The organism is Pseudomonas sp. Pseu.R1 (assembly GCF_045764065.1).
Taxonomy (GTDB): Bacteria; Pseudomonadota; Gammaproteobacteria; order Pseudomonadales; family Pseudomonadaceae; genus Aquipseudomonas.
The window spans coordinates 4,780,059-4,805,001 of record NZ_JBJGEE020000001.1 but is presented as its reverse complement, the minus strand read 5'-3'; the positions used below and the strand labels follow the sequence as shown (position 1 = coordinate 4,805,001).

26 protein-coding genes are annotated in these 24,943 nt (G+C 59.1%); 2 read left to right on the top strand and 24 right to left on the bottom strand.

Features of this window, described 5'->3' with window-relative positions:
• Positions 1–3: 3 nt before the first annotated feature.
• The 15 genes from ispG to trmJ form a co-directional block, all read right to left on the bottom strand.
• On the bottom strand, positions 4–1,113 hold the full coding sequence (gene ispG / locus ACI5GA_RS21885) for a flavodoxin-dependent (E)-4-hydroxy-3-methylbut-2-enyl-diphosphate synthase (RefSeq protein WP_108235883.1): 1,110 nt from the start codon (positions 1,111–1,113) through the stop codon (positions 4–6).
• A gap of 1 nt (position 1,114) precedes the next feature.
• Positions 1,115–2,119 (bottom strand): RodZ domain-containing protein, encoded by a 1,005-nt coding sequence (locus ACI5GA_RS21880; RefSeq protein ID WP_421424242.1) that lies wholly within the window; start codon positions 2,117–2,119, stop codon positions 1,115–1,117.
• Complete coding sequence (pilW, locus tag ACI5GA_RS21875) at positions 2,119–2,877, bottom strand: type IV pilus biogenesis/stability protein PilW (RefSeq protein WP_404637310.1); 759 nt, start codon at positions 2,875–2,877, stop codon at positions 2,119–2,121. The genes ACI5GA_RS21880 and pilW overlap by 1 nt, the downstream gene beginning before the upstream one ends.
• Positions 2,878–2,903: 26 nt before the next feature.
• Positions 2,904–4,052: a 23S rRNA (adenine(2503)-C(2))-methyltransferase RlmN gene (rlmN, locus tag ACI5GA_RS21870; RefSeq protein ID WP_404637308.1), complete on the bottom strand. Its 1,149-nt coding sequence runs from the start codon at positions 4,050–4,052 to the stop codon at positions 2,904–2,906.
• Positions 4,053–4,079: 27 nt separating this feature from the next.
• Positions 4,080–4,505: a nucleoside-diphosphate kinase gene (ndk, locus tag ACI5GA_RS21865; protein WP_404637306.1), complete on the bottom strand. Its 426-nt coding sequence runs from the start codon at positions 4,503–4,505 to the stop codon at positions 4,080–4,082.
• Positions 4,506–4,594: 89 nt separating this feature from the next.
• Positions 4,595–4,795 (bottom strand): Fe-S cluster assembly protein IscX, encoded by a 201-nt coding sequence (iscX, locus tag ACI5GA_RS21860; protein ID WP_421424241.1) that lies wholly within the window; start codon positions 4,793–4,795, stop codon positions 4,595–4,597.
• A gap of 13 nt (positions 4,796–4,808) precedes the next feature.
• Positions 4,809–5,150: an ISC system 2Fe-2S type ferredoxin gene (gene fdx, locus ACI5GA_RS21855; RefSeq protein ID WP_404637302.1), complete on the bottom strand. Its 342-nt coding sequence runs from the start codon at positions 5,148–5,150 to the stop codon at positions 4,809–4,811.
• Between the two features lie 3 nt (positions 5,151–5,153).
• The gene (hscA, locus tag ACI5GA_RS21850; RefSeq protein ID WP_421424240.1) at positions 5,154–7,016 is read right to left on the bottom strand and encodes a Fe-S protein assembly chaperone HscA; all 1,863 of its coding nucleotides are present in this window, start codon (positions 7,014–7,016) and stop codon (positions 5,154–5,156) included.
• Positions 7,017–7,061: 45 nt separating this feature from the next.
• Positions 7,062–7,580, bottom strand: coding sequence for a co-chaperone HscB (hscB, locus tag ACI5GA_RS21845; RefSeq protein WP_404637298.1), 519 nt, complete (start codon positions 7,578–7,580; stop codon positions 7,062–7,064).
• A gap of 8 nt (positions 7,581–7,588) precedes the next feature.
• Positions 7,589–7,912, bottom strand: coding sequence for an iron-sulfur cluster assembly protein IscA (gene iscA, locus ACI5GA_RS21840; protein ID WP_400598025.1), 324 nt, complete (start codon positions 7,910–7,912; stop codon positions 7,589–7,591).
• A gap of 37 nt (positions 7,913–7,949) precedes the next feature.
• Positions 7,950–8,336 (bottom strand): Fe-S cluster assembly scaffold IscU, encoded by a 387-nt coding sequence (gene iscU, locus ACI5GA_RS21835; protein WP_062383507.1) that lies wholly within the window; start codon positions 8,334–8,336, stop codon positions 7,950–7,952.
• A gap of 83 nt (positions 8,337–8,419) precedes the next feature.
• Positions 8,420–9,634, bottom strand: coding sequence for an IscS subfamily cysteine desulfurase (locus tag ACI5GA_RS21830; protein ID WP_404637296.1), 1,215 nt, complete (start codon positions 9,632–9,634; stop codon positions 8,420–8,422).
• 44 nt (positions 9,635–9,678) lie between these two features.
• Positions 9,679–10,170 (bottom strand): Fe-S cluster assembly transcriptional regulator IscR, encoded by a 492-nt coding sequence (gene iscR, locus ACI5GA_RS21825; protein ID WP_404637294.1) that lies wholly within the window; start codon positions 10,168–10,170, stop codon positions 9,679–9,681.
• Positions 10,171–10,340: 170 nt separating this feature from the next.
• Positions 10,341–11,129 (bottom strand): serine O-acetyltransferase, encoded by a 789-nt coding sequence (gene cysE, locus ACI5GA_RS21820; protein ID WP_404637292.1) that lies wholly within the window; start codon positions 11,127–11,129, stop codon positions 10,341–10,343.
• Complete coding sequence (trmJ, locus tag ACI5GA_RS21815; RefSeq protein WP_404637290.1) at positions 11,129–11,890, bottom strand: tRNA (cytosine(32)/uridine(32)-2'-O)-methyltransferase TrmJ; 762 nt, start codon at positions 11,888–11,890, stop codon at positions 11,129–11,131. The genes cysE and trmJ overlap by 1 nt, the downstream gene beginning before the upstream one ends.
• 226 nt (positions 11,891–12,116) lie before the next feature.
• On the opposite strand from trmJ, the gene suhB reads away from it, so the two are divergent.
• Complete coding sequence (gene suhB / locus ACI5GA_RS21810) at positions 12,117–12,932, top strand: inositol-phosphate phosphatase (protein ID WP_404637288.1); 816 nt, start codon at positions 12,117–12,119, stop codon at positions 12,930–12,932.
• A 261-nt stretch (positions 12,933–13,193) separates the two neighbouring features.
• Here suhB and ACI5GA_RS21805 read toward each other — a convergent pair whose 3' ends face one another.
• Complete coding sequence (locus ACI5GA_RS21805; RefSeq protein WP_404637286.1) at positions 13,194–14,138, bottom strand: LysR substrate-binding domain-containing protein; 945 nt, start codon at positions 14,136–14,138, stop codon at positions 13,194–13,196.
• A gap of 132 nt (positions 14,139–14,270) precedes the next feature.
• Here ACI5GA_RS21805 and ACI5GA_RS21800 point away from each other — a divergent pair, with 132 nt between their 5' ends.
• Positions 14,271–15,524: a cation:dicarboxylate symporter family transporter gene (locus ACI5GA_RS21800; RefSeq protein WP_421424239.1), complete on the top strand. Its 1,254-nt coding sequence runs from the start codon at positions 14,271–14,273 to the stop codon at positions 15,522–15,524.
• 33 nt (positions 15,525–15,557) lie between these two features.
• On the opposite strand, the gene ACI5GA_RS21795 is transcribed toward ACI5GA_RS21800, so the two are convergent.
• The 8 genes from ACI5GA_RS21795 to queA form a co-directional block, all read right to left on the bottom strand.
• Entirely contained in the window at positions 15,558–17,156 is a 1,599-nt protein-coding gene (locus tag ACI5GA_RS21795) for an argininosuccinate lyase (RefSeq protein ID WP_421424238.1), read from the bottom strand.
• Between the two features lie 66 nt (positions 17,157–17,222).
• A complete protein-coding gene (locus ACI5GA_RS21790) occupies positions 17,223–18,467 on the bottom strand; it encodes an OprD family porin (RefSeq protein ID WP_421424237.1) in 1,245 nt (414 codons plus the stop codon).
• A 291-nt stretch (positions 18,468–18,758) separates the two neighbouring features.
• The gene (locus ACI5GA_RS21785; RefSeq protein WP_404637278.1) at positions 18,759–19,304 is read right to left on the bottom strand and encodes a glycine zipper 2TM domain-containing protein; all 546 of its coding nucleotides are present in this window, start codon (positions 19,302–19,304) and stop codon (positions 18,759–18,761) included.
• A gap of 119 nt (positions 19,305–19,423) precedes the next feature.
• Entirely contained in the window at positions 19,424–20,335 is a 912-nt protein-coding gene (gene secF / locus ACI5GA_RS21780) for a protein translocase subunit SecF (RefSeq protein WP_404637276.1), read from the bottom strand.
• 9 nt (positions 20,336–20,344) lie between these two features.
• Positions 20,345–22,213 (bottom strand): protein translocase subunit SecD, encoded by a 1,869-nt coding sequence (gene secD, locus ACI5GA_RS21775; protein ID WP_404637274.1) that lies wholly within the window; start codon positions 22,211–22,213, stop codon positions 20,345–20,347.
• A 62-nt stretch (positions 22,214–22,275) separates the two neighbouring features.
• Positions 22,276–22,614: a preprotein translocase subunit YajC gene (gene yajC, locus ACI5GA_RS21770; protein WP_108235905.1), complete on the bottom strand. Its 339-nt coding sequence runs from the start codon at positions 22,612–22,614 to the stop codon at positions 22,276–22,278.
• A gap of 55 nt (positions 22,615–22,669) precedes the next feature.
• Positions 22,670–23,785, bottom strand: a complete 1,116-nt coding sequence (tgt, locus tag ACI5GA_RS21765; RefSeq protein ID WP_421425507.1) for a tRNA guanosine(34) transglycosylase Tgt — start codon at positions 23,783–23,785, stop codon at positions 22,670–22,672.
• 14 nt (positions 23,786–23,799) lie between these two features.
• A complete protein-coding gene (queA, locus tag ACI5GA_RS21760; protein ID WP_421424236.1) occupies positions 23,800–24,870 on the bottom strand; it encodes a tRNA preQ1(34) S-adenosylmethionine ribosyltransferase-isomerase QueA in 1,071 nt (356 codons plus the stop codon).
• Positions 24,871–24,943 lie beyond the last annotated feature (73 nt).

Below are 24,943 nucleotides of genomic sequence, written 5' to 3'. Positions count from 1 at the left end.
GGGTTAGCCGCGAACGATCAGCGCTGCGTCGGCCTGGGCCTTTTCGGCCGCTTTATCGCGGATCAAGCGTTCGAGCTCGTCCACCAGGTTGTCATTGGTCAGCTTTTGCGACGGTTTGCCGTCGATGTAAATCAGGTTCGGCGTACCGCCCGTGAGGCCGATGTGCGCCTCCTTGGCTTCGCCCGGACCGTTGACCACACATCCGATGACCGCCACATCCATCGGCACGAGCAAATCTTCAAGGCGCCCTTCCAGCTCGTTCATGGTCTTGACCACATCGAAGTTCTGCCGCGAGCAACTCGGGCAGGCGATGAAGTTGATGCCACGGGAACGCAGGTGCAGCGACTTGAGGATGTCGTAACCGACCTTCACTTCTTCAACCGGATCGGCGGCCAAGGAAATTCGAATCGTATCGCCAATGCCCTCGGCCAGCAGCATACCTAGGCCGACGGCCGATTTCACTGTGCCTGAACGCAAACCACCGGCTTCGGTGATGCCCAGGTGCAACGGCTGGACGATTTGCTTGGCCAGCAAGCGGTACGCCTCAACGGCCATGAACACATCGGACGCCTTGACGCTGACCTTGAAGTCCTGGAAATCCAGCCGGTCGAGGTGCTCGACGTGGCGCAGCGCCGATTCCACCAGCGCAGCCGGGGTCGGTTCGCCGTATTTCTTCTGCAGGTCCTTTTCCAGCGAACCGGCGTTGACGCCGATGCGGATCGGAATGCCCCGGTCACGTGCAGCATCGACCACAGCGCGCACGCGGTCTTCACGACCGATGTTGCCCGGGTTGATACGCAGGCAATCGACGCCCAGTTCGGCGACGCGTAACGCGATCTTGTAATCGAAGTGGATGTCGGCGACCAGCGGCACTTTGACCAGTTGCTTGATGCGGCCAAAGGCTTCGGCGGCGTCCATGTCCGGTACGGAGACGCGGACAATGTCCACGCCAGCGGCCTCCAGACGATTGATTTGCGCGACCGTCGCGGCGACATCATTGGTGTCGCTGTTGGTCATGCTCTGTACCGCGATCGGCGCATCACCGCCGACCGGCACTGAGCCGACCCAGATTTTGCGGGATTCGCGACGTTTGATCGGAGATTCGCCGTGCATGTTATTGACCCAGCTTTATACGAGCCGTCAGGCCCTTGGTAAACGATGCGACATCGATGGACTGGCCGTTGTAGCTGACCTGCGCAGCGCGCGCGACGCCTAGACGCAAAGCCAACGGCGGCTGGCCGCTGACATCGATGCTGTCGCCCGAATGTTTGACGCCGCTGCTCAGCACCTTGCCATTGCTGTCCCTGACTTCGAACCAGCACTCGCCGGTGAACTGGATCTGCACCTGACCAAAACCGGCCGGAACAGGCGCCGCCTCAGTAGCCGCAGGCGTTTGAGCCGGAACAGGTGTCGGCACTGGCACAACTGCAGTGGCCGAGGTAGAGGGTGCTGGCGCGGTATGCGCCGGTGCGGTCGGCGCAACGGGCGCGGTGGTCGCAGGGGCTGGCGTGGTTGGCACAGCAGCATTTGACGGTGCGGGTGCAGCCGGTTCGGTGTTGTTCAATGGCAGTGGTGCGTTGTTGCTCTGTCCTTCAGCGACGGCTTGATCTTCAGGCTCGTCCAGTGGATGAATCTGGGTGGTACCGTCGGCGCTTTCGACTTCCACGTGTTCCATGCCCAGACTGGTCGGCTCTTTGCCGCGCAGGGTCGACTGATCCTGCCACCAGACAAAACCACCGCCAATCAACGCCACCAACAGCAACAGACTGACAATGCGCAGGATGTTGTGGGACAGACGCACTGGCTCTTCTATACGGCCCAGCGCATGCACGTTGCTGCCTTTGCCGTCGGTGCCGGTGTACTGGTCGAACTGGCTGACCAGCGAATTCTGATCCAGCCCCATCAGTTTCGCATAAGCACGGATATAGCCCCGAGCGAAGGTATGGCCCGGAAGCTTGTCAAAATCGCCCGACTCCACATAACCCAGGGAAGTCGCGGTGAGGTTCAGCCTCAAAGCCACATCTGGCAGCGACCAGTTTTTACTCTCGCGAGCCTGGCGCAACGTTTCACCAGGATTCGTACGAGTGGCTGCTACAACTTCGGGATGCGCCGCTTTCATCATTGCTCCGACAGGTATTGCTGATATTCCGGCGTACCGGGATAGAGTCTTTTGAGTTGCAGGCCGTAACTGGCTGCCTTGTTGCGATCGTCATAAATCTTCGCCAGCCGCGTACCCAGCAGCAGGCTGCGTGCGTTCTGTTCGCTCAGTTGGCTGAACCGGTCGTAATAGTCACGCGCGGGCACATAATGCCTGTCTTCGTAAGACAACTCAGCCATTTCCAGCAAAGCGCGCGGTTGTTGACGGTCCAGCCTCAAGGCTTTGTCGAAATGCTCGCGGGCCACGTCACGATTGCCCAGCATCAACGAGGTCATGCCCAGGTTTTCGAAGACCCTGGCACGCTCGGCATAGAGGTTATCATCGGCCGCCTGTTCAAAGCGCTCGTAAGCTTCCTTGTAGCGCTTCTGCTCGTAGAGAAAACTGCCGTAGTTATTGAGGATTCGCGCATCTTTCGGGCGCGAGGACAGCGCCTTGCGGTAATACTCGTCAGACAGTTTGGGTTCCGCTTCCGCCTGAAAGACCAACGCCAGCGCTGCGTTGGCGTCGGCATCGGAGCTGTCCAGCTCCAGTGCCTTTTTCAACGGAGCCTTGGCCCGCTCGGTCTGACCCTGCTGCAAATAGCCCAGGCCTAATTGGACGTAGGCCTGGCGAGCTTCTTCACGTCCCTTGCCGGTACTCAGCGGATTGACGTTGCCTGTGGACACGCAACCCACCAGCAATGTGGCAAAACACAGGAGCAGCGCCGCGCGCAGGGACATAGAGATCCTCTCAGTCAAATTCGCAATCAGGTGCGAGCCGCAGCGACCTGAGCCCCGTCGGCCTCGGCACTGAGCTCACGTACAGCGATGTAACGTTCGCTGCGGCGAGTGCGGTCCATTACCTGCCCGACCAACTGGCCACAGGCAGCATCGATGTCCTCACCGCGGGTGGTGCGCACGGTGACGTTGAATCCGGCGTGATGCAACGTGTCCTGGAAGCGCCGGATCGCATTGTTGCTCGGGCGTTCGTAGCCCGAATGCGGAAACGGGTTGAAGGGGATCAGGTTGATCTTGCACGGGGTGTCCTTGAGCAGCTCGATCATCTCGGCCGCATGCTCGGGACGGTCGTTGACGTCCTTGAGGAGCGTGTACTCGATGGTCAGAACACGCTTCTCGCCCAATGCCGACATATAGTTGCGGCAGGATTCGAGGAGCATCTGCAACGGGTACTTCTTGTTGATCGGTACCAGCTTGTTACGCAGCGCGTCATTTGGCGCGTGCAGCGACAGGGCCAGCGAGACGTCGATGTGCTGCGCGAGCACGTCGATCATCGGTACCACGCCGGAGGTGGACAGCGTCACCCGGCGTTTGGAAATGCCATAACCCAAATCGTCCATCATCAGACGCATGGCGGAAATGACATTGTCGAAGTTCAGCAATGGCTCGCCCATCCCCATCATCACCACGTTGGTGATGGCGCGGTCGATGGTGGCCGGGACACTGCCGAAGGATTTGTTGGCAATCCACACCTGCCCGATGACTTCGGCGGCGGTGAGGTTGCTGTTGAAGCCTTGCTTGCCCGTGGAGCAGAAACTGCAATCCAGCGCGCAGCCCGCCTGGGAGGAGACACACAGGGTGCCCCGCTTGCCTTGCGGAATGTAAACGGTCTCGACGCAGCTACCGGACTCAACGCGCACGACCCACTTGCGTGTGCCGTCGGCGGAAATGTCCTCGCTGACGACTTCAGGACCCCGAATTTCGGCACGACGCTCGAGTTTTTCCCGCAGCGCCTTGCCGACGTTCGTCATGGCTTCGAAATTATCGACGCCATAGTGGTGAATCCACTTCATGACCTGACCGGCACGGAAGCGTTTCTCCCCGATGGACTCGAAGAATTTTTCCATTTCCGGCTGGGTCAGACCCAACAGGTTGATTTTGCCAGTTGTTTCAGTCATGGATTCACCCTCACTCGCAGCAGCCGCTTAGCGAGTGGTTACCTCGGTAGCAGCGAAGAAGTAAGCGATTTCGCGAGCAGCAGCCGCTTCGGAGTCCGAACCGTGAACGGCGTTGGCGTCGATGGACTCGGCGAAGTCAGCACGGATGGTGCCTGGAGCAGCTTCTTTAGGGTTGGTAGCGCCCATCAGTTCGCGGTTTGCCAGGATGGCGTTTTCGCCTTCTAGAACCTGAACAACAACTGGACCGGAGGTCATGAAAGCAACCAGGTCGCCGAAGAAACCACGGGCGCTGTGCTCAGCGTAGAAACCTTCTGCTTCGGCTTTGGACAGTTGCTTCAGTTTCGAAGCGACGACGCGCAGACCGGCTTTTTCAAAGCGAGTGGTGATCTCACCGATGACGTTTTTTGCAACAGCGTCAGGCTTGATGATCGAGAAAGTACGTTGAACAGCCATGTGAAACTCCAGAAACGGTGATTGTTGCGAAAAATTAAACCCGCGAATTATACGCGGGTTCTGGTGTATTGCCTAACGTGCAAAGACGATCAGTCTATTTCAGCGGCCCAGAGGGGCTGGATCGCTTCCAGCACCTTCTCGCCGACCCGGCCCGACGTATCGTCGAAGCCCGGTAATTCCTTGATCATCTGTTGCAGTTTGACGAAGCCCACCGAATACGGATCGACGCCCGGATGGGCCTCGGCCAGTTCTTCGGCAATGCGTTGTACGTCATTCCAACCGTAGCTCATGACAATCCCTCGGTCAGTGCGGCGCTTCGGCTGCATGGTTTAGCGAATATTTCGGAATCTCGACGGTAAGATCCTCAGTACCGACCTTGGCCTGACAGGCCAGACGCGAGTGCGCTTCCAGCCCCCAGGCACGATCAAGGTAGTCTTCTTCCAGCTCATCCGCCTCCTCCAGCGAGTTGAAACCCTCGCGGATGATGCAGTGGCACGTGGTGCAGGCGCAGACGCCGCCGCAGGCACTTTCCATCTCGATATGGTGCTCATGCGCCAGTTCAAGGATCGACGTGCCTGGCTCGGCCTCAACCACCAGGCCCTCCGGGCAGAACTCGTGGTGGGGCAGAAAAATCACCTGCGGCATCAGTTATTCCTCAATCTCATTCAGGTTGCGTCCTGCCAGAGCGGCTTTCACCGTCGAGTCCAGACGACGGGCGGCGAACGCGTCGGTCACCTGCGACAGACGCTTGGTCTGCTGCTCGATAGCTGCACCGTCGGTGCCCTTGATCAATTCACGGAGTTCATCGACCTGCATGTCGATGACCATGCGCTCTTCGGCGTCGAGCAAACGCTCGCCATCAGCCTGCAAGGCCCCCTCGACAGCTTCGATCAGGCGCTGGGCATCGACCTGCTGCTCACGCAGCACGCGGGCCACTTTGTCATCACCGGCATACTGGAACGAATCCTTGAGCATGCGTGCGATCTCGCCATCGGTCAGGCCATAGGACGGCTTGACCTGAATGCTGGATTCGACGCCAGAGGCCAGTTCGCGAGCGGAAACGCTCAGCAGACCATCGGCATCGACCTGGAACGTCACGCGAATCTTCGCCGCACCCGCCACCATCGCAGGGATGCCGCGCAGGTCGAAACGCGCCAGCGAACGGCAGTCACTGATCAACTCACGCTCGCCCTGCAGGACGTGAATCATCATGGCGGACTGGCCATCTTTATAAGTGGTGAATTCCTGCGCACGCGCCACCGGAATCGTGGTGTTGCGCGGAATCACTTTCTCCATCAAGCCACCCATGGTTTCCAGCCCCAGGGACAGCGGAATGACGTCCAGCAACAACAGCTCGCCGCCGTCGCGCTTGTTACCTGCCAAGGTATCGGCCTGGATCGCTGCACCAATGGCAACCACTTGATCCGGGTCAATGGAGGTCAGCGGCTGACGACCGAACAGCTCGCCGACCGCTTCACGCACGCGAGGCACGCGAGTCGAACCGCCGACCATGACGACGGCTTCAACCTCGTCCAACTCAATACCGCAATCGCGCACGGCACGACGACAGGCCTTTAGGCTGCGAGCGATCATCGGCTCGATGAGCTCATTGAAACCCGCGCGCGTCAGCACGCCAGTCCAGGCGCCATGGACGACTTCAACCGATTCAGCATCGGTCAGCGCCTCTTTGGCGGCACAGGCCGTTTGCATAAGGCTGCGCTGCGCAGCCGGGTCCAGATCATCGGACAGCCCAGCCTCAGCGATGATCCAACTGGCGACGGCGTGGTCGAAATCGTCGCCACCCAGCGCGCTGTCGCCGCCCGTGGCCAAGACTTCGAAAACGCCGCCGGTCAGGCGCAGGATCGAGATATCGAACGTCCCGCCGCCCAGATCGTAGATTGCCACGACACCTTCGGCTTTCTGATCGAGACCATACGCCACGGCCGCAGCAGTCGGCTCATTGAGCAGGCGCAACACGGTCAGACCGGCCAGTTTGGCCGCATCTTTGGTGGCCTGGCGCTGAGCGTCGTCGAAATACGCAGGCACCGTGATGACAGCACCCACCAGATCGCCACCCAACGTGGCTTCTGCACGCTGGCGCAGCACCTTGAGGATGTCGGCAGACACCTCGACCGGGCTTTTCGCACCCTGCACGGTTTCGATGAACGGCATGTGTGATTCGCCACCGATGAAGCGGTAAGGCAGTTGCTCGCCCAAATGCTTCACATCGGCGATACCACGCCCCATCAGGCGCTTGACCGAAATAATGGTGTTCAGAGGATCAGTGGCCGCGGCGTCCTTGGCGGACTGGCCCACTTCAACGCGGTCAGCGTGGTAGCGGACAGCCGACGGCAGGATCACCTGACCACTGGCGTCGGGCAGCGGCTCACTGATACCGCTGCGCAGGGCGGCGACCAGCGAGTTGGTGGTGCCGAGATCGATCCCGACGGCCAGACGGCGCTGATGAGGTTTTGGACTTTGGCCGGGTTCGGCGATCTGCAGTAGAGCCATTGCTGTTCTGATATCACTGGCGCGCCGCCCAGAGGCGGCGCGGGGTTAATCGTCGAGGCGCTCTTCCAGCTGGCGCACTTCGTAGGAGAGCTTGTCGAGGAACTGCATGCGGCGCATCAGGCGCTCCGCCTGCTCACGCTGTGCAGCATCATCCCAACAAGCCGCGAAGCTCTCGTTCAGTTCTTCCTGAGCCGCCTTGAGACGACGCTTGAATACCGCCACACCATCCAGATCCGCCTCATCCTGCAAGTCCTCGAGTTCCTCGCGCCATTGCATCTGCTGCATCAGGAAGTCAGGATCGTGCACCGTGACCTCAAGGGGCACTTCCCCCTTGAGCGCCAATAGATAACGCGCACGCTTGGGCGCGCTTTTCAGCGTCTGGTAGGCGTCGTTCAAGCTCGCCGAGCGCTCCAGCGCAACACGTTGCTCACGCTCGGGAGCGTCAGCGAAACGGTCGGGGTGCACGCTACGGGCAAGTTCACGATAACGCGAGGCCAGCAAGTCGAGATCCAGCAGGAAACCCGGCTGCAGGTCGAACAGAGCGAAATGACAAGGAGTACCCACGATAAGCCTCAGACGTTGAAGCTTTCGCCGCAGCCACACTCACCGCGCGAGTTGGGGTTGTTGAACTTGAAGCCTTCGTTCAACCCTTCCTTGACGAAATCGAGCTCGGTGCCGTCGAGATAAACCAGGCTCTTGGGATCGATGATCACCTTGACGCCGTGTTGCTCGAAGACCGTATCTTCGCTTTCCGGCTCGTCGACGAACTCAAGTACGTACGCCAGGCCAGAGCAGCCTGTGGTGCGAACGCCCAGACGAATGCCATCACCCTTGCCGCGCCCCTCAAGGGAACGACGCACGTGGTTGGCGGCAGCTTCGGTCATGCTGATAGCCATCGTGACTCCTTACTGTTGCCAGCGGTGTAAAGACTGCTTAGAGCAGGCCTTTCTTCTGCTTGTAGTCGCGAACGGCAGCCTTGATGGCGTCCTCTGCGAGTACGGAGCAGTGGATTTTCACCGGCGGCAGCGCCAGTTCTTCGGCCAACTGAGTGTTTTTGATGGTTTCTGCCTCGTCCAGCGTCTTACCCTTCATCCACTCGGTGGCCAGGGAGCTGGAAGCGATGGCCGAACCGCAGCCGTAAGTCTTGAACTTGGCGTCTTCGATGATGCCTTGCTCGTTGACCTTGATTTGCAGGCGCATGACGTCGCCACACGCCGGAGCGCCAACCATGCCGGTGCCGACATCAGGATCTTCCGCGTTCATCTTGCCGACGTTGCGCGGGTTCTCGTAGTGGTCAATGACCTTTTCGCTGTAAGCCATGATGCAATCCTCATCAGTTTGCCGCTCTCACGGCACTTCAAAAACCCTGTTTTTAAAGCGCCGCGTTGGGTGGCGACTTTAAATTAGTGTGCAGCCCACTCGATCTTCGAGATGTCGACGCCGTCCTTGAACATGTCCCACAGCGGCGACAGAGCGCGCAGCTTGGTCACGGCTTCGCAGACTTTCTGCGCGGCGTAGTCGATTTCTTCTTCAGTGGTGAAGCGACCGAACGTGAAACGGATCGAGCTGTGTGCCAGTTCGTCGTTGCGGCCCAAGGCGCGCAGCACGTACGAAGGCTCCAGAGAGGCCGAGGTGCACGCGGAACCCGAAGAAACGGCGAGGTCCTTGAGCGCCATGATCAGCGACTCACCTTCGACGTAGTTGAAGCTCAGGTTCAGGTTGTGCGGCACGCGAGCGGTCAGGCTGCCGTTGACGTACAGTTCTTCAAGGTGCTCGACCTGCTTGTAGAAGCGATCGCTGAGTGCCTTGATGCGCACGTTTTCAGCGACCATGTCTTCCTTCGCGATGCGGAACGCTTCACCCATGCCGACGATCTGGTGAGTGGCCAGGGTGCCGGAGCGCATGCCACGCTCGTGACCGCCACCGTGCATGGTGGCTTCAATGCGCACGCGAGGCTTGCGGCTGACGTACAGCGCGCCGATGCCTTTAGGGCCGTAGGTCTTGTGAGCCGAGAAAGACATCATGTCGACTTTCAGCTTCGACAGGTCGATGTCCACCTTGCCGGTGGACTGAGCAGCATCGACATGGAACAGCACGCCGCGCGAACGGGTCAGTTCACCAATTGCAGCGATGTCGTTGACGGTGCCGATTTCGTTATTGACGTGCATGACCGAGACCAGAATGGTGTCGTCGCGCAGTGCGGCTTCGACCATCGCCGGAGTGATCAGACCGTCTTCGGTCGGCTCAAGGTAGGTGACTTCGAAACCTTCGCGCTCCAGTTGGCGCATGGTATCGAGAACCGCTTTGTGTTCGATCTTGCTGGTGATCAGGTGCTTGCCTTTGGTGGCATAGAAATGCGCTGCGCCTTTGATCGCCAGGTTGTCGGACTCGGTGGCACCGGAGGTCCAGACGATTTCGCGCGGATCGGCATTGACCAGATCAGCCACTTGACGACGAGCATTCTCGACCGCCTCTTCCGCTTTCCAGCCGAAAACGTGGGAACGCGACGCCGGGTTACCGAAGTTGCCATCCACCAGCAGGCAATCGCTCATTTTCTGCGCAACACGCGGATCGACCGGGGTCGTCGCGGAATAATCGAGGTAAATCGGCAATCTCATTGAATATCTCCTATCGGGCAGGCGCGCCGCGCGTTCATCTGCGTTCACTCAACGGCGGATGTTTCAATCTTGTCCAGCATCTGCGTTTTGTTACCGCAACGACGCAGATCCTGACGTTGGGCGACTTCCTGCACTTCACGGCGAGTGACGAGGTCGGCCAGGCTGATACCGCTTAGAAATTCGTGAATCTGCTGGCTGAGGTCGCACCACAAATGGTGGGTCAGACAGGTATCGCCAGCATGACAATCACCGAGCCCCTGGCAGCGTGTTGCGTCGACCGATTCGTTGACCGCATCGATCACCTGCGCCACTTGAATCCCCTGCATGTTGCGGGACAGCTGGTAGCCACCGCCCGGCCCACGCACGCTGGAGACCAGATTGCTGCGGCGCAGCTTGGCGAACAGTTGCTCGAGGTAGGAAAGGGAAATGCCTTGCCGCTCGGAGATATCGGCCAGAGACACCGGCCCATGCTGCGCGTGCAACGCCAGATCCAGCATGGCAGTGACGGCGTATCGGCCCTTTGTAGTCAGTCGCATGACGTGTACCGCGGAGGTTCGGAATGAGAGCGAGTATGCTATTCCCGAGTATTTAAGTCAACTATAAGACCTAGTGAAACAGTCGGGATTACCCGCAAAGAGCGGGCGGCATAATAGCAAAACCGCAAGTCAAATAGTACGTTTCGACGACCCTTTTAGAGCCGTTTGCGTCAAATACCTTGACCGACCTTGGTCTCGTTGCGCTCCTTGATGCAATCGAATACTTCCTGGTGCAACTCCGGCAACTCTTTTTCCCGGTACTCACAACCCAGGCTTTTCAGGGCCTTGCCCATGTCTTCCATGCGCACATCGACGGCCTGCAAGTGATCGAGCAACTGGCCGATCGCACGGGCGACGGGATCCGGCATGTCCTCGCCAACACCGTAGGCATCGAAGCCGATTTTCTCGGCCATGGCCTTGCGTTTGGCTTCGGCGTCACTTTCATCGGTCTTGACGATGATTCGGCCCGGAATGCCCACAACGGTTGCGCCTGCTGGCACCGGCTTGGTCACCACGGCGTTCGATCCCACTTTCGCACCCGCACCGACGGTGAACGGACCGAGTACCTTGGCACCCGCCCCCACTACCACACCGGATTCCAGCGTCGGATGGCGCTTACCTTTGTTCCAACTGGTGCCGCCCAGGGTCACGCCCTGATACAGCGTCACGTCATCACCGATTTCGGCGGTCTCGCCGATGACGATGCCCATGCCGTGGTCGATAAAGAAGCGTCGACCGACCTTGGCGCCGGGATGAATTTCGATTCCGGTCAACCAGCGACCGAAATTCGACACCATGCGCGCAGGCCACTTGAAATCCTTGTTCCACAACCAGCCAGACAACCGATGCAGCCAGATCGCGTGCATACCGGGGTAGCAGGTCAACACCTCGAAAGCGTTACGGGCCGCCGGGTCACGGTGAAACACACTTTGAATATCTTCTCGCAGACGCTCGAACATCACTGATCCTTCCGCTTGTAGGGCTCACCGTTGGCCGCTTTTTGGGTTTCGGTGAGGATGCCACGCAAAATGCTCATTTCGGATCGGTCGATTTCCGAGCGACCGTACAGGCGACGCAGTCTGGCCATCAGATGGCGCGGCTTGTCCGGATCGAGGAAACCAATGTTCACCAGAGTGGCCTCCAGATGCTCATAGAATTTTTCCATGTCATCCATTGTCACTCGCTCGGCAGTCGGCTCGACCTTCTCGACTTTGCTCACCTGCCCTTCCGTTGCCAGCCAGGCTACGCGCGTTTCGTAGCTGAGCACCTGCACCGCCGCCGCCAGATTCAATGAGCTGAAGTCAGGGTTTGACGGAATGTGGACGTGGTAATGACAACGCTGTAACTCGTCGTTGGTCAGGCCTGCGTATTCACGCCCGAACACCAGCGCGATCTCTTCGCCCTGCGCAGCGTGTTCAACACTCATGACGCCCGCTTCGCGGGGGTCGAGCATCGGCCAGGGGATCTTGCGGTCACGCGCACTGGTGCCCATGACCAACGTGCAGCCGACCAGCGCGTCTTCAAGGGTCGACACCACCTGCGCGGTTTCGAGGATATCGGTGGCACCTGACGCGCGCGCATCGGCATCGGCGTGGGGGAAATGAGCCGGATCGACCAGCACCAGCCGCGAAAGCCCCATGTTTTTCATGGCACGGGCCGCGCCACCGATATTGCCCGGATGACTGGTGCCGACCAGAACCACACGAATGTTTTGCAGCACGGCTGAAGTCTCGCTTGCAGGGGATAAAGGGGGACGAATCTTACAGAAGCACCGGCCCCAAGGCTATGAACCGCTGCTCCAAGGCCTTTACATACACCTTCCGGCGACGCACATCCACTCCCTCTGAGGCGACCGGACGCATGGGAAACGCAGCACTCGCGCTGGAAATCATCGACGAGAACCCCTAGAATGCCCGGCTCTCTTTAACGACCTAGGTGATTTATCCATGCAGCCCATGCTGAATATCGCGCTGCGCGCCGCACGCAGTGCCAGCGAACTGATTTTCCGCTCCATCGAGCGCCTGGATAGCATCAAGGTCGATGAAAAAGACGCGAAAGACTACGTAACCGAGATCGACCGTGCCGCCGAGAAGACCATCATCGATGCGTTGCTCAAGGCGTACCCGACCCACGGCATCCTGGGCGAAGAAAGCGGCCTGAAAGAAGGCACTGGCGAAGGCGCCGACTACCTGTGGATCATCGATCCGCTGGATGGCACCACCAACTTCGTACGTGGCGTACCTCACTTCGCCGTCAGCATTGCCTGTAAATACCGTGGCCGTCTGGAACACGCTGTCGTGCTGGACCCGGTTCGCCAGGAAGAATTCACCGCCACTCGCGGTCGCGGTGCACAGCTGAACGGTCGTCGTCTGCGCGTCAGCCCTCGCAAGAGCCTGGAAGGCGCCCTGCTCGGCACCGGCTTCCCGTTCCGTGAAAACCAGATGGATAATCTGGAAAACTACCTGAACATGTTCCGCTCGCTAGTCGGCCAGACCGCAGGCATCCGTCGCGCAGGCGCGGCCAGCCTGGACCTGGCTTATGTGGCTGCCGGTCGTTTCGACGCATTCTGGGAGTCGGGCCTGTCCGAATGGGACATGGCAGCAGGCGCTCTGCTGATTCAGGAAGCAGGCGGCCTGGTCAGCGACTTCAACGGTGGTCACGACTTCCTTGAAAAGGGTCACATCGTTGCGGGCAACACCAAGTGTTTCAAAGCGGTACTGACCTCGATCGCCCCGTTCGTACCTGCATCGCTGAAGCGCTAAGCTTCGCGATATCAAAAGAACCGGCCCTGTGCCGGTTTTTTTGTGCCTGCTCATCTGACAGCACAAAATCCTGTGGGAGATTCTATGGTGGCTGGCCAACCTTTTGCGCCACCCAGTTGGTTTCCACAAAGATCGTGCCGAATCCAAATTTGGTGTTGGACGCCAAACCTGTGGGAGCCGGCTTGCTGGCGAAAGCGATGGGTCAGTCACCGCTGCGATGTCAGATCTGACGCCTTCGCCAGCAAGCCGGCTCCCACCGGTTCACGCACGGCGATAATCTTGCGCACGTTTTCTCCCGCTCAATTCGCGGGACAGGTCAATAAAGTTCTGCAATGGCGGCAGTTGGTTGAAGCTGCGACACACCAGCGTAATCGGCGCATGCAACCGAGGCTTGGCTCCGGCGATCGGGCAGTAAACGACGCTTTCTTTGTGCACATCCCGCATGGACGCCGGGACAATGGAAATACCCGCCCCCGCCGCCACCAGGCTGACGTTGGTGAGCATTCGCTCGACCTCGAACGCGATCTTCAGGTTGAACCCTGCGTGCTGGCAGGCCGTGATCAGGTTGGCGTACATGCCCGGCGCACCCGGACGCCGGACCAGAATGAATTGCTCTTCGGCCAAATCCTGCAAGGCAATCGACGGCGCCTCCCCCGCCCCATCAAATCCTGCCAGCAAGCGATGCCCCACCGGTAGCGTCAGCAGCATTTCCTCGTTCAGCAAGCGATGAAACTCGATGCTCTGGTGACGACTCACCGGCGCCCGCAGAATCCCTACATCGACACTGCCATCGATGGTCGCTTCGGTGAGTTGCTGCGCGCTGCCTTCTTTCAGCGACACGGCTACAGCGGGAAAGCGCTCCCGATATGCCCGAATGATGCGCGGAATCAGCGGGTGTGCGGCCGCCGAACTGGTGAAGCCGACACTCAATTGTCCCTCGATGCCATGGGCCGCACGGGACGCTTTTTGCGAACCCTCTTTGACCCGAGCCAGAATGTCCTGAGCCTCTTGCAAAAACACCTGGCCGCCCGCCGTCAGATCCACGCCTTTGGGATGACGCTTGAACAGATCGAAACCCAGCTCCTCTTCAAGCGCACGAATCTGCTGACTCAGCGGCGGCTGTTGCATGTTCAAACGCGCTGCCGCACGGGTGAAATGACGCTCTTCGGCCACCATGACGAAATAACGCAGATGACGAAGCTCCATGGTGGTCTATCCCGCAACGAGGTTTTATGATTGCCGCCCGATCGATGCGACAGTGGTCGGCAAGCGTGCCCAATCCCCAAGAGGCTGACAAGGCGCGCTCATAACAATAAATACGCCAGTTCCGGAATGCCGATGCTCATCAGGCTTTTCAGCAGCACCACCTTGCAACTGCTCGTCGCTATCATCTGCGGCGCGCTGCTGGGCGTGCTCGATCCTTATCTCGCAATCAATATGAAGCCATTGAGCGATGGGTTTATTCGCGTGATCGGCTGGTTGATGCCGTTCATGATGTTTCTGCTGATCGCATCGGGTGTCGCCGGTCTGCCTACTCGACAGAAAGGGCTGGCTGGCAGGATTCTGGTGTATTTCCAGAGCATGGCGCTGGTGTCACTGTTGCTGGGTGGCGTCATTGCCGAACTGACACATCCAGGCATCGGGGCGGTCACGCCTCATTTCTCGGCTCGCACCGTCGATGATGTTTTTTCCTGGCACGCAGCAGGTTCTGTGCTGGAGCGCGCCCTCACACAAAATCCCATCCTGCACGTCATGCTCGCGGGGCTTTTGACCGGCGTCGTCATGGGGCGATTCGGCAGCCATCCTCACGTTGAAGCCCTGCACAGGGTTCTGGAAAAGGCCGTCGAATGGCTGTTCAATGGGCTGCGATTGATCCTGAGATTCGCCCCCCTCGCTGCCTTTGGCGCTATCGCCTTCACCATCGGTAAATTCGGCCTGGCGTCAGCGCTCCCGCTGCTCAAGTTCGTGGCCGTGATGTATCTGGCGAGCGCAGCGTTCGTCATCCTGGTGCTGGCGCCAATGGCCCACCTTTCGGGCATACCCCTGTGGTCGCTCGTCAAACACATCAAGGATGAACTGCTGCTCGTGACCTTTACCGGCTCATCGGTAGCCGCCTTGCCCGGCCTGATCGAGAAAATGCAAACGCTTGGCTGCGACCGTCAGCTCACACGACTGGTGCTGACCACGGGTTATACCTTCAACCTCAGCGGCTCGAATATCTACCTGATCACGGCAGTGGTGTTTTTGGCGCAGATGTCGGGCATCGAGCTGACGGGCGCAGAATGGCTGACGCTGCTGCTGATTTCGCTGGTGACCTCACTGGGGTCGACGAGCATGGCGGGGTCTGCGTTCTTCACCCTGATCGCGACACTCAATCTGCTGCACATCGTGCCGGTGGAAGGCGTCGGATTACTGCTAGGGGTCGAACGGCTGATGAAGTGCCGGGTGCTGACCAACGTGCTTGGCAACTGCGTGGCCTGCCTTGCGATTGCCCGTTGGCAGAATGCAGTACACCTGTGGGAGCGAATTCATTCGCAAGACGATGATGCCGGCGATAAATCTTCTGTGCCTGAACTACCGAATCGCGAATGAATTCGCTCCCACAGGGATATCGATCTATAGACCTCAGCCCTTGGAAGACAACAACTTCTCAAACGCCTGATCCAGCTTGCCTTCCGCCTGCGTCAGCTTTTCCCGACGTTCATGCAGCCAGGTCTGGTCGGCGTCCAGCGTCTTGTGCGCTTCGGCCAGCATGCGCTTGACCTCCTCGGGCTGCGGACCGCCAGTGCCTTTTCGGGTCTTGACCATATTTTCCGGCGACAGCGCCGCACGGAAGGTCGCCTCATCCAGCGGCAAAGTGTTCTGCCTCCACTGGTACTTGTCAGCGGCTTTGGTGAACAACTTCTGCGCGTCGGCATACGGGAAGGTCTTCGGCGTCAGGCCTTGATCCCGCGCCTGCTCGACGATCAGCGAAGCAAAGCTGTGGCCGATGCGAAACGGTACTTTCTGTGTACGTTCCAGGGTATCGGCCAGCTCCATGGACGTGGTCCACTCGTTCTCCAGCTCTTCGCGAGCGCGCTGCGGATTGACCTGCAAGGCGTCAAGCACCGCGTCCATCGCACCGAACATCTCTTTGGTCGAATCGAACACCCCCAACGAATCAAACGCGAACTTGTAATCGGTCATGCCAGTGGTGACGTTGTGGGCGCGCAAGGTCACGGTCTGGGCCAGTCCCACCACATCGGACGCTGATTCGCGAGCACGCATCAACAGACCCGGATTGCGCTTCTGCGGCATGGCGCTGCTGGTGTAGGTCTTTTCTTCGTCTAGCAGGAGCCACGGGCGAATCTGGTGGTACTGGGTGTGAATGTCGCCGATCAGAGCACCGATGCGAATGGCCGACGATGAAGCGATGTTTGCCGCCTCGATCGGGATGTCGTAAGTCGAGACCTGGCTGGAGTCCAGCGAGTTCTCACGCACGCCATCGAAGCCCAACAGCTCGGCCATACGCTCGCGGTTCAGCGGGTACGCCGAGTTGGCCAGCACGGCAGTGCCCATCGGGCTGAGATTCAGGCGCTGATACAACTCGCGAACGCGCTGCCCGTCACGATCAAATGCAGCCTCGAACGCCAGCAAGTAGTGGGCATAAGTGATCGGCATCGCCTGCACGCCATTGGTGTAGGCCGGGATCAGCGTATCGACGTTCTTGTCCGCCAGTTCCAACAGGCGCTTGCGGGTGGCGTTCAACGCTTCGCTGTAAGCGAGCACATCGGAACGCAGCTTCGCGAGGCGGTAGGTCGCGAGCATGTCCTGACGACTGCGCCCCGAGTGAATCAGCGAGGCTTCGGGGCCGATCTTGTCGGTCATGATCTGCTCAAGTTGCAGCACATCGCTGGGGCGCTTGCCGTTGGGCTGGTCGGCCTGATCAATGGCATACCGCACGCCAGTGGCGATCTTCTGACCCATGTCGGGTTTGACGATGCCTTCCTCGGTAAGCATGACGATCGAGGCTTTGTTGATCCGGTTCAGCCAGGAAAACTGGCTCTCGGTCTTGCTGCCTTTGGTTTTGGACTTGTCGACAGTCGCGCCGATTTTCGCGGCCTGAGCGGCGCATTGCTCAGTGGTCGCACACGGCAACTCGGCGGTGTTGGCCGCATAGGCGCCATAGCTGTTGAACAGTGCAAAAGCGACGGCCAGATGAATGAGTGTTTTTCGTGCAGGCATTTCAGGCTCCGTTGCGGCAATGGCCGAGGGTGAGCGTTGTCGGGAAAAGGTTGAACCGGGCGCGACTCATAACAACGGCAGTGTGTAGCTGACGATGACGCGGTTCTGGTCGATGTTGTTGCCGCCGTTGCTGCGGTAGGTGCCGTTGCGCCATTTCAATTCGAGGTTCTTGAGCAGGCCGCTCTGGAACACATAGGCGATGTCGGTGTTGCGTTCCCACTCGGTGCCCTCTTTATTACCACGGGAGAAGTTGTCGCCTTGTAGATAGCGGGTCATGAAGGTCAGACCGGGCAACCCAATGGCGGCGAAGTCGTAGTCGTAGCGCGCCTGCCACGAGCGCTCTTCGGGGTTGGCAAAGTCGGGAGAAATCATCACGTAGTTGACGAGAAAGGAGTCGGTGCCCGCCAGGTGCGGAAATCCGGTTTCCCCGCTCATTTTCTGGTAGGCCACGCCAAAACCGTGCCCGCTGATGTTGTAGGTAAAGCGCGCGCCCACGGCGGTGTTGTCGACGTTGGTGTTGCCGTCCTTGAGCGAGCGCGCATAGCGCAGATCACTCTTGATCGACTGGGACTCACCCAGTGGAAAACTGTGCAGCAGCGTCACGATGTGCTGCTTGTAGTTGTTCTCCAGACCGCCGTAGTTGTAAGAAGTGGTCAGGCCTTTGGTCCAGTTGTAGCTGGCGCTGGCAAAATCGAACTTGTCGCTGGGACGCCCGCCTTTGATGCCTTTGCCTTCCGCTTCGATGTCTTCATGGCCACTGTCGTTGCGCTCGGTATTGCTGGTCAGCCGACCGACATTGAGGGTCATGTCGGTGATGTCTTTGGAGGTCACCTGTGCGCCGCGAAACGTCTGCGGCAGCAAGCGCCCGTCGTTGGGCAGCACGGTAGGCAGCCTGGGCATGAGAGTGCCGACGCGTAGCACGCTCTTCGAAATCCTGGCCTTGGCCGTCACACCGGAGCGACCGTAATCGTCCGGCGCTTTCTCGTCGCCTACCGGAAGCAAACCGGTGTTGCGCCGCTCAGGCCCCGAATCCAGCTTCAAGCCGAACAGGCCGATGGCATCCACGCCGAAGCCAACCGTACCTTCAGTGAATCCGGATTCGTAATTGAGGATCAGGCCTTGTGCCCACTCGTCACGTTTGGACTGACTGGCGCCGTCCTGACGGTAATCGCTGTTGAAATAGAAATTGCGAAATTCGAGATCAGCCTTGCTGTCCTCGAAGAAGTCGGCTTCGGCAAAGCCGGGAAAGGTCAGGCTCAGTCCGAGGGCAGCCGCAGACGTGAGACCAAGAGATACAGGGCTCTTATGCATTTTTATTCCCGCATGGCGTGGCGTTTTTTATTGGATTTATTCAGGTGGCCGGATCAGGGAAAGGCCCCCGTCGACCACGAGCAAAAGCTTACGCGGCGGGAATTCAAATAAAAAATATATAGTTAATACCTATTCAAGATTTTTTAGATATTGAAATTTCCGTAGCAGTCCGGCTTGTCGGCGGTGGCGCCTTCGAGAGCGTCACCGCCGGCAAGCCGGGCTGCTACAGATCATTGGTTTTCCTCAGACAAAAAAATACCCCTGCGAGAGGGGTATTTTTTTACAACCGACTTACTGAGCCGCCTGGCTCAACTCCAGTTGGCCGTCTTTGTTGACCGGGATTTGACTGCCCGGATCACGGTCCATACGTACCTGACCCACCTTGTCGTTCAGCTTGTACTTCACGTTGTAGCCCACGACTTTGTCGCTGATGTCATTGACGGTGTTGCAGCGGGTTTCGGTCGTGGTGTAAGTATCGCGGTTCTGCATGCCTTCCTGAACCTTGTTACCCGCATAACCACCGCCGACCGCACCGGCAACGGTCGCGATTTTCTTGCCGTTACCGCCACCGACCTGGTTGCCGAGCAGGCCACCTGCCAAGGCACCGACGACTGTACCGACGATTTGATGCTGATCCTTCACCGGAGCGCGGTGAGTCACGGCAACGTCCTTGCACACCTCACGTGGGGTCTTGATCTGTTCTTTGACAGGCTCGACGGCGAGCACGTCGGCGTACTCCGGACCGTTGTTTTTAACGAGGCTGTAGGTGGCCAAAGCACCACCGGCAGTCACACCGACAGCACCCAATACAGCACCAACGAGCAACGACTTGTTCACGATGAACCTCCTGACCATATTCAGCGTGATTGCTCACGCTACTCCCAGCCTTGGAGCACAAAAAAAGGCGCGAGTTCATACTCGCGCCTTTTAACGTGATGACCGGTCAGAACGGTTGGTTATGGACGGTCGTCAGCCTTCTCCGTGCTCACAGGTGGCAGCAGGTCTTCGGAACGCAGGTTCAGCCAGATCAACACCACGTTGGCGATGTAGATCGAGGAGTACGTACCCGCCAGAACACCGATGAACAATGCCACCGAGAAACCGTGCAGGCTGTCGCCGCCGAAGATCCAAAGCGCGATGATCGCCAGCAACGTGGAAATCGAGGTCGCCAGGGTCCGCAGCAGAGTCTGGGTTGTCGAGATGTTGATGTTCTCGATCAGCGAAGCCTTGCGCAGCAGTCGGAAGTTCTCACGCACCCGGTCGAACACGACGATGGTGTCGTTGAGCGAGTAACCGATGATCGCCAGCACCGCCGCCAACACCGTCAGGTCGAAGGTGATCTGGAAGAACGACAGGATACCCATGGTCACGACCACGTCGTGGATCAGGGAGATGATCGCACCGACCGCGAACTTCCACTGGAAGCGAAAGGCTACGTAGATCAGAACGCCGCCCAGTGCCAGCAACATGCCAATGCCGCCCTGGTCGCGCAGTTCTTCACCCACCTGCGGACCGACGAACTCGACGCGCTTCACGGTGGCCGGGTTATCGGCACCGGTCTTGCGCAGCGCTTCGGCGACTTGAGCTCCCAGCTGTGGATCCTCGCCCGGCATACGCACCAGCAGGTCGGTGGTTGCACCGAAGCTCTGCACGATGGCTTCGTGATAACCGGCACTGGCCAGCTCTTCACGCACCTTGCCCAGATCGGCAGGACGCTCGTAGGTCAGCTCGATCAGCGTACCGCCAGTGAAGTCCAGACCGAAGTTCAGCCCTTTATGGAACCAGCTGAACAACGCCAGAACGGTAAGGAGCATCGTAAGGGCGAACGCAACGTTGCGCACGCCCATGAAGTTGATCGTACGTTTCATGGCAGCCCCTTAAATCCACAGCTTCTTGAAGTCACGGCCGCCGTAAATCAGGTTGACCATTGCGCGGGTCACCATGATGGCTGTGAACATCGAGGTAAAGATACCGAGGGACATGGTCACGGCGAAGCCTTTGACCGGGCCGGTGCCCATGGCGTAGAGAATGCCGCCGACCAGCAGCGAGGTCAGGTTGGCGTCGAGAATCGCGGTGTAGGCGCGATCGAAACCTTCGTTGATCGCACGCTGCACGCTCATGCCGTTGGCCAGTTCTTCACGAATCCGCGAGAAGATCAGTACGTTGGCGTCCACCGCCATCCCCATCGTCAACACGATACCCGCGATACCCGGCAAGGTCAGCGTCGCGCCCAGAATCGACATCAGGGCCAGCAGCATGACCATGTTGAAGGCCAGTGCCACAGTCGCAATCAGACCGAAGAAGCGGTAGATGGCAATGATGAACAGCGAGACGAAGAGCATGCCCCACAGGGACGCGTCGATACCCTTGGTGATGTTGTCGGCACCCAGGCTCGGGCCAATGGTGCGTTCTTCAGCGAAGTACATCGGTGCAGCCAGGCCACCGGCACGCAGCAGCAGCGCGAGTTCGGACGACTCACCCTGACCGTTCAGGCCGGTGATGCGGAACTGGCTACCCAGTGGCGACTGGATGGTCGCCAGGCTGATGATCTTCTTGTCTTCCTTGAAGGTCTGGACCGGCACTTCTTTCTCGACGCCGTCGACCGTCTGCTTCACGTAAGTCGTGATCGGACGCTGTTCGATGAAAATCACCGCCATGCTGCGACCCACGTTCGAACGGGTGGCACGGCTCATCAAGTCACCGCCGTGGCCATCAAGCTTGATGTTCACTTGAGGACGACCATGTTCGTCGTAGCTGGCCTGCGCGTCGGTGACCTGGTCACCGGTGATGATCAGACCACGCTCGACCGCCGCCGCCGGACGACCGCCTTCGCGGAACTCGAACATCTCGGTGGTGGCCTTGGAATCATCCGGGCCTGCGCCCAGACGGAACTCCAGGTTGGCAGTCTTGCCGAGAATACGCTTGGCTTCGGCAGTGTCTTGCACGCCAGGCAACTCGACCACGATGCGGTTGGCGCCCTGGCGCTGAACCAGCGGCTCGGCCACGCCCAGCTCGTTGACCCGGTTACGTACGGTGGTCAAGTTCTGCTTGATGGAATATTCGCGGATCTCGGTGATCTTGGCCGGGGTCATGGCCAGACGCAGGATCGGCATTTCGCCACGATCGCTGGTGGTGATTTCGAAATCGCTGTAATCCTTGCGAATCAAGGCACGGGCTTGCTCGCGGGAATCGGTGTCGCTGAAGCCCAACTGGATGGCGCCATTGTCTTGCGGCAGGCTGCGATAACGCAGTTTTTCCTTGCGCAGCAGGCTCTTCACTTCGCCTTCATAGACATTCAGACGGGCGCTCAGCGCCTTGTCCATGTCGACTTCCAGCAGAAAGTGCACACCGCCGGAAAGGTCCAGACCCAGTTTCATCGGACGGGCGCCGATGTTGTGCAGCCACTTCGGTGTGGTCTGCGCCAGGTTCAGAGCCACGACATAGTCGTCGCCCAACGCTTTACGCGCGACATCCTTGGCCGGGAGCTGGTCTTCCTGTTTGGTCAGACGCAACAAACCGCCCTTGCCATTCTCGGCCAGAGACGCGCCCTTGACCGCGATGCCAGCATCGGTAAGCGCCTTGCTTACGCGATCCAGATCTGCCTGAGAAACCTGCAGCGCCGTGCTGGTGCCACTGACCTGAATGGCCGGGTCGTCAGGATAGAGATTGGGTGCGGAATAAATAAAACCGACCGCCAGCACTGCCAGGATCAGGATGTATTTCCACAGAGGGTATTTGTTCAACATCACGCCGCCTGCTTAGAACGCGGGGCGCCTTGCGCGCCCCGACGATGGAAAAAAAACTGAAATCAGATGGCCTTCAGAGTGCCTTTAGGCAGGGTGGCAGCGATCGCGCCCTTCTGGATTTTCAGTTCTACGGTGTCCGACACTTCAATCACGACGAAGTCATCGGTCACTTTGTTGATCTTGCCCGCGATACCGCCGGAAGTAACGACTTCGTCACCCTTCTGCAAGTTGTTCAGCAAGTTCTTCTGTTCCTTGGCACGTTTGGCCTGTGGGCGCCAGATCATCAGATAGAAGATGACCAGGAAACCGACCAGGAAAATCCACTCAAAGCCCGAACCCGCTGGGCCTGCCGCAGCAGGTGCAGCCGCGTCGGCCATGGCGTTGGAAATGAAAAAGCTCATTTAACACTCCAGTTGCATATTTTTAATAATAAGAAGCGGTAAGACCGGCTGTCTTTCAATCCAGTGGCGGCACAGGAAGCCCGCGTTTGGCATAGAAGGTTTCGACAAAGGCGGCCAATGTACCCTGTTGAATAGCCTCGCGCAAACCAGCCATAAGCAGCTGGTAATGCCGCAAATTGTGGATCGTATTGAGCATGCTCCCCAACATTTCACCGCACTTGTCCAAGTGATGCAGATAAGCGCGAGAGAAGTTCTTGCAGGTGTAGCAATCACAGGTTGGATCCAGCGGCGAATCATCGTGGCGATGAAACGCATTACGAATCTTCAGCACACCGGTGTCGATGAACAGATGACCGTTGCGAGCATTGCGCGTCGGCATGACGCAGTCGAGCATGTCGACTCCGCGGCGCACACCTTCAACGAGGTCTTCCGGCTTGCCTACCCCCATAAGGTAACGAGGTTTGTCAGCGGGCATACGACCCGGCAGATAGTCCAGCACCTTGATCATTTCGTGCTTGGGCTCCCCCACCGACAGACCGCCGATCGCCAGACCATCGAAGTCCAGCTCGTTCAGGCCCTCCAGCGAGCGCATGCGCAGATTTTCATGCATGCCACCTTGCACGATACCGAACAGCGCCGCCGTGTTGTCGCCGTGGGCGACCTTGGAACGCTTGGCCCAACGCAGCGACAGCTCCATCGAAGTACGTGCCACGTCTTCACTGGCCGGATATGGGGTGCACTCGTCGAAAATCATCACGATGTCCGAGCCCAGGTCACGCTGGACCTGCATCGACTCTTCCGGCCCCATGAACACCTTGGCGCCATCAACCGGAGAAGCAAAGGTCACGCCCTCCTCCTTGATCTTGCGCATAGCGCCCAGGCTGAACACCTGAAATCCGCCGGAATCCGTCAGGATCGGGCCTTTCCACTGCATGAAATCGTGCAGGTCACCATGGGCCTTGATTACTTCGGTGCCAGGACGCAGCCACAAGTGAAAGGTGTTGCCCAGAATGATCTCAGCGCCAATAGCCTCGATATCACGCGGCAACATCCCCTTGACCGTGCCATAGGTGCCCACAGGCATGAACGCCGGGGTCTCGACCGTGCCACGGGGAAAGGTCAAACGACCACGACGAGCCTTGCCATCAGTGGCAAGCAGCTCGAACGACATACGACAGGTGCGACTCATGCTTGATCCTCGGGGGCCGCATCTGATCCCAGAGGTGCAGTCGGCGCCGGATTGCGGGTGATGAACATGGCATCCCCGTAACTGAAGAAGCGGTAACCGTTTTCCACCGCAGCTTTATAGGCCGCCATGGTTTCCGGGTAACCGGCGAAGGCCGAAACCAGCATCAACAGCGTGGATTCAGGCAAATGAAAGTTGGTGACCAGGGCATCGATTACATGAAACGGCCGCCCCGGATAAATGAAGATGTCGGTGTCGCCACTGAACGGCTTGAGCACGCCGTCACGGGCCGCGCTCTCCAGCGAACGCACGCTGGTCGTTCCCACCGCAATGACCCGACCGCCCCGCGCACGGCACGCAGCCACGGCGTCGACCACCTCTTGAGTGACTTCCAGCCACTCGTTGTGCATATGGTGATCTTCGACCCGTTCCACACGCACCGGCTGGAAGGTCCCGGCCCCCACGTGCAGCGTGACGAAGGCCGTTTCGACGCCCTTCTCGGCGATCGCCTGCATCATTGGCTCATCAAAATGCAGCCCCGCCGTTGGCGCCGCCACCGCACCGGCACGCTGGGCGTACACGGTCTGGTAGCGCTCGCGATCAGCGTCCTCATCCGGACGGTCGATGTAAGGCGGCAGCGGCATATGTCCCACGCGCTCCAGCAACGGCAGCACCGGCTCGGCAAAACGCAGCTCGAACAACGCGTCATGGCGCGCGACCATCTCGGCTTCACCACCGCCATCGATCAGGATCGACGAACCCGACTTCGGCGACTTGCTCGACCGCACATGGGCCAGCACCGAATGCTGATCCAGCACCCGCTCCACCAGAATCTCCAGCTTGCCGCCCGAGGCTTTCTGCCCGAACAGCCGCGCCGGAATCACCCGGGTATTGTTGAAAACCATGAGATCGCCGGGGCGCAAATGCTCCAGCAAATCAGTGAATTGGCGATGCGCCAGCGCACCGGTTGGCCCGTCGAGGGTCAGCAAACGGCTGCCACGACGCTCCGCCAACGGGTGGCGAGCGATCAGGGCATCAGGGAGGTCGAAGGTAAAGTCAGCAACGCGCATGATGGGGTTCGTCTAGCAGGGCCGGGAAGTTTAGCGGAGAAAGTGAAAATTGACCATGAAACGTGATTGACCA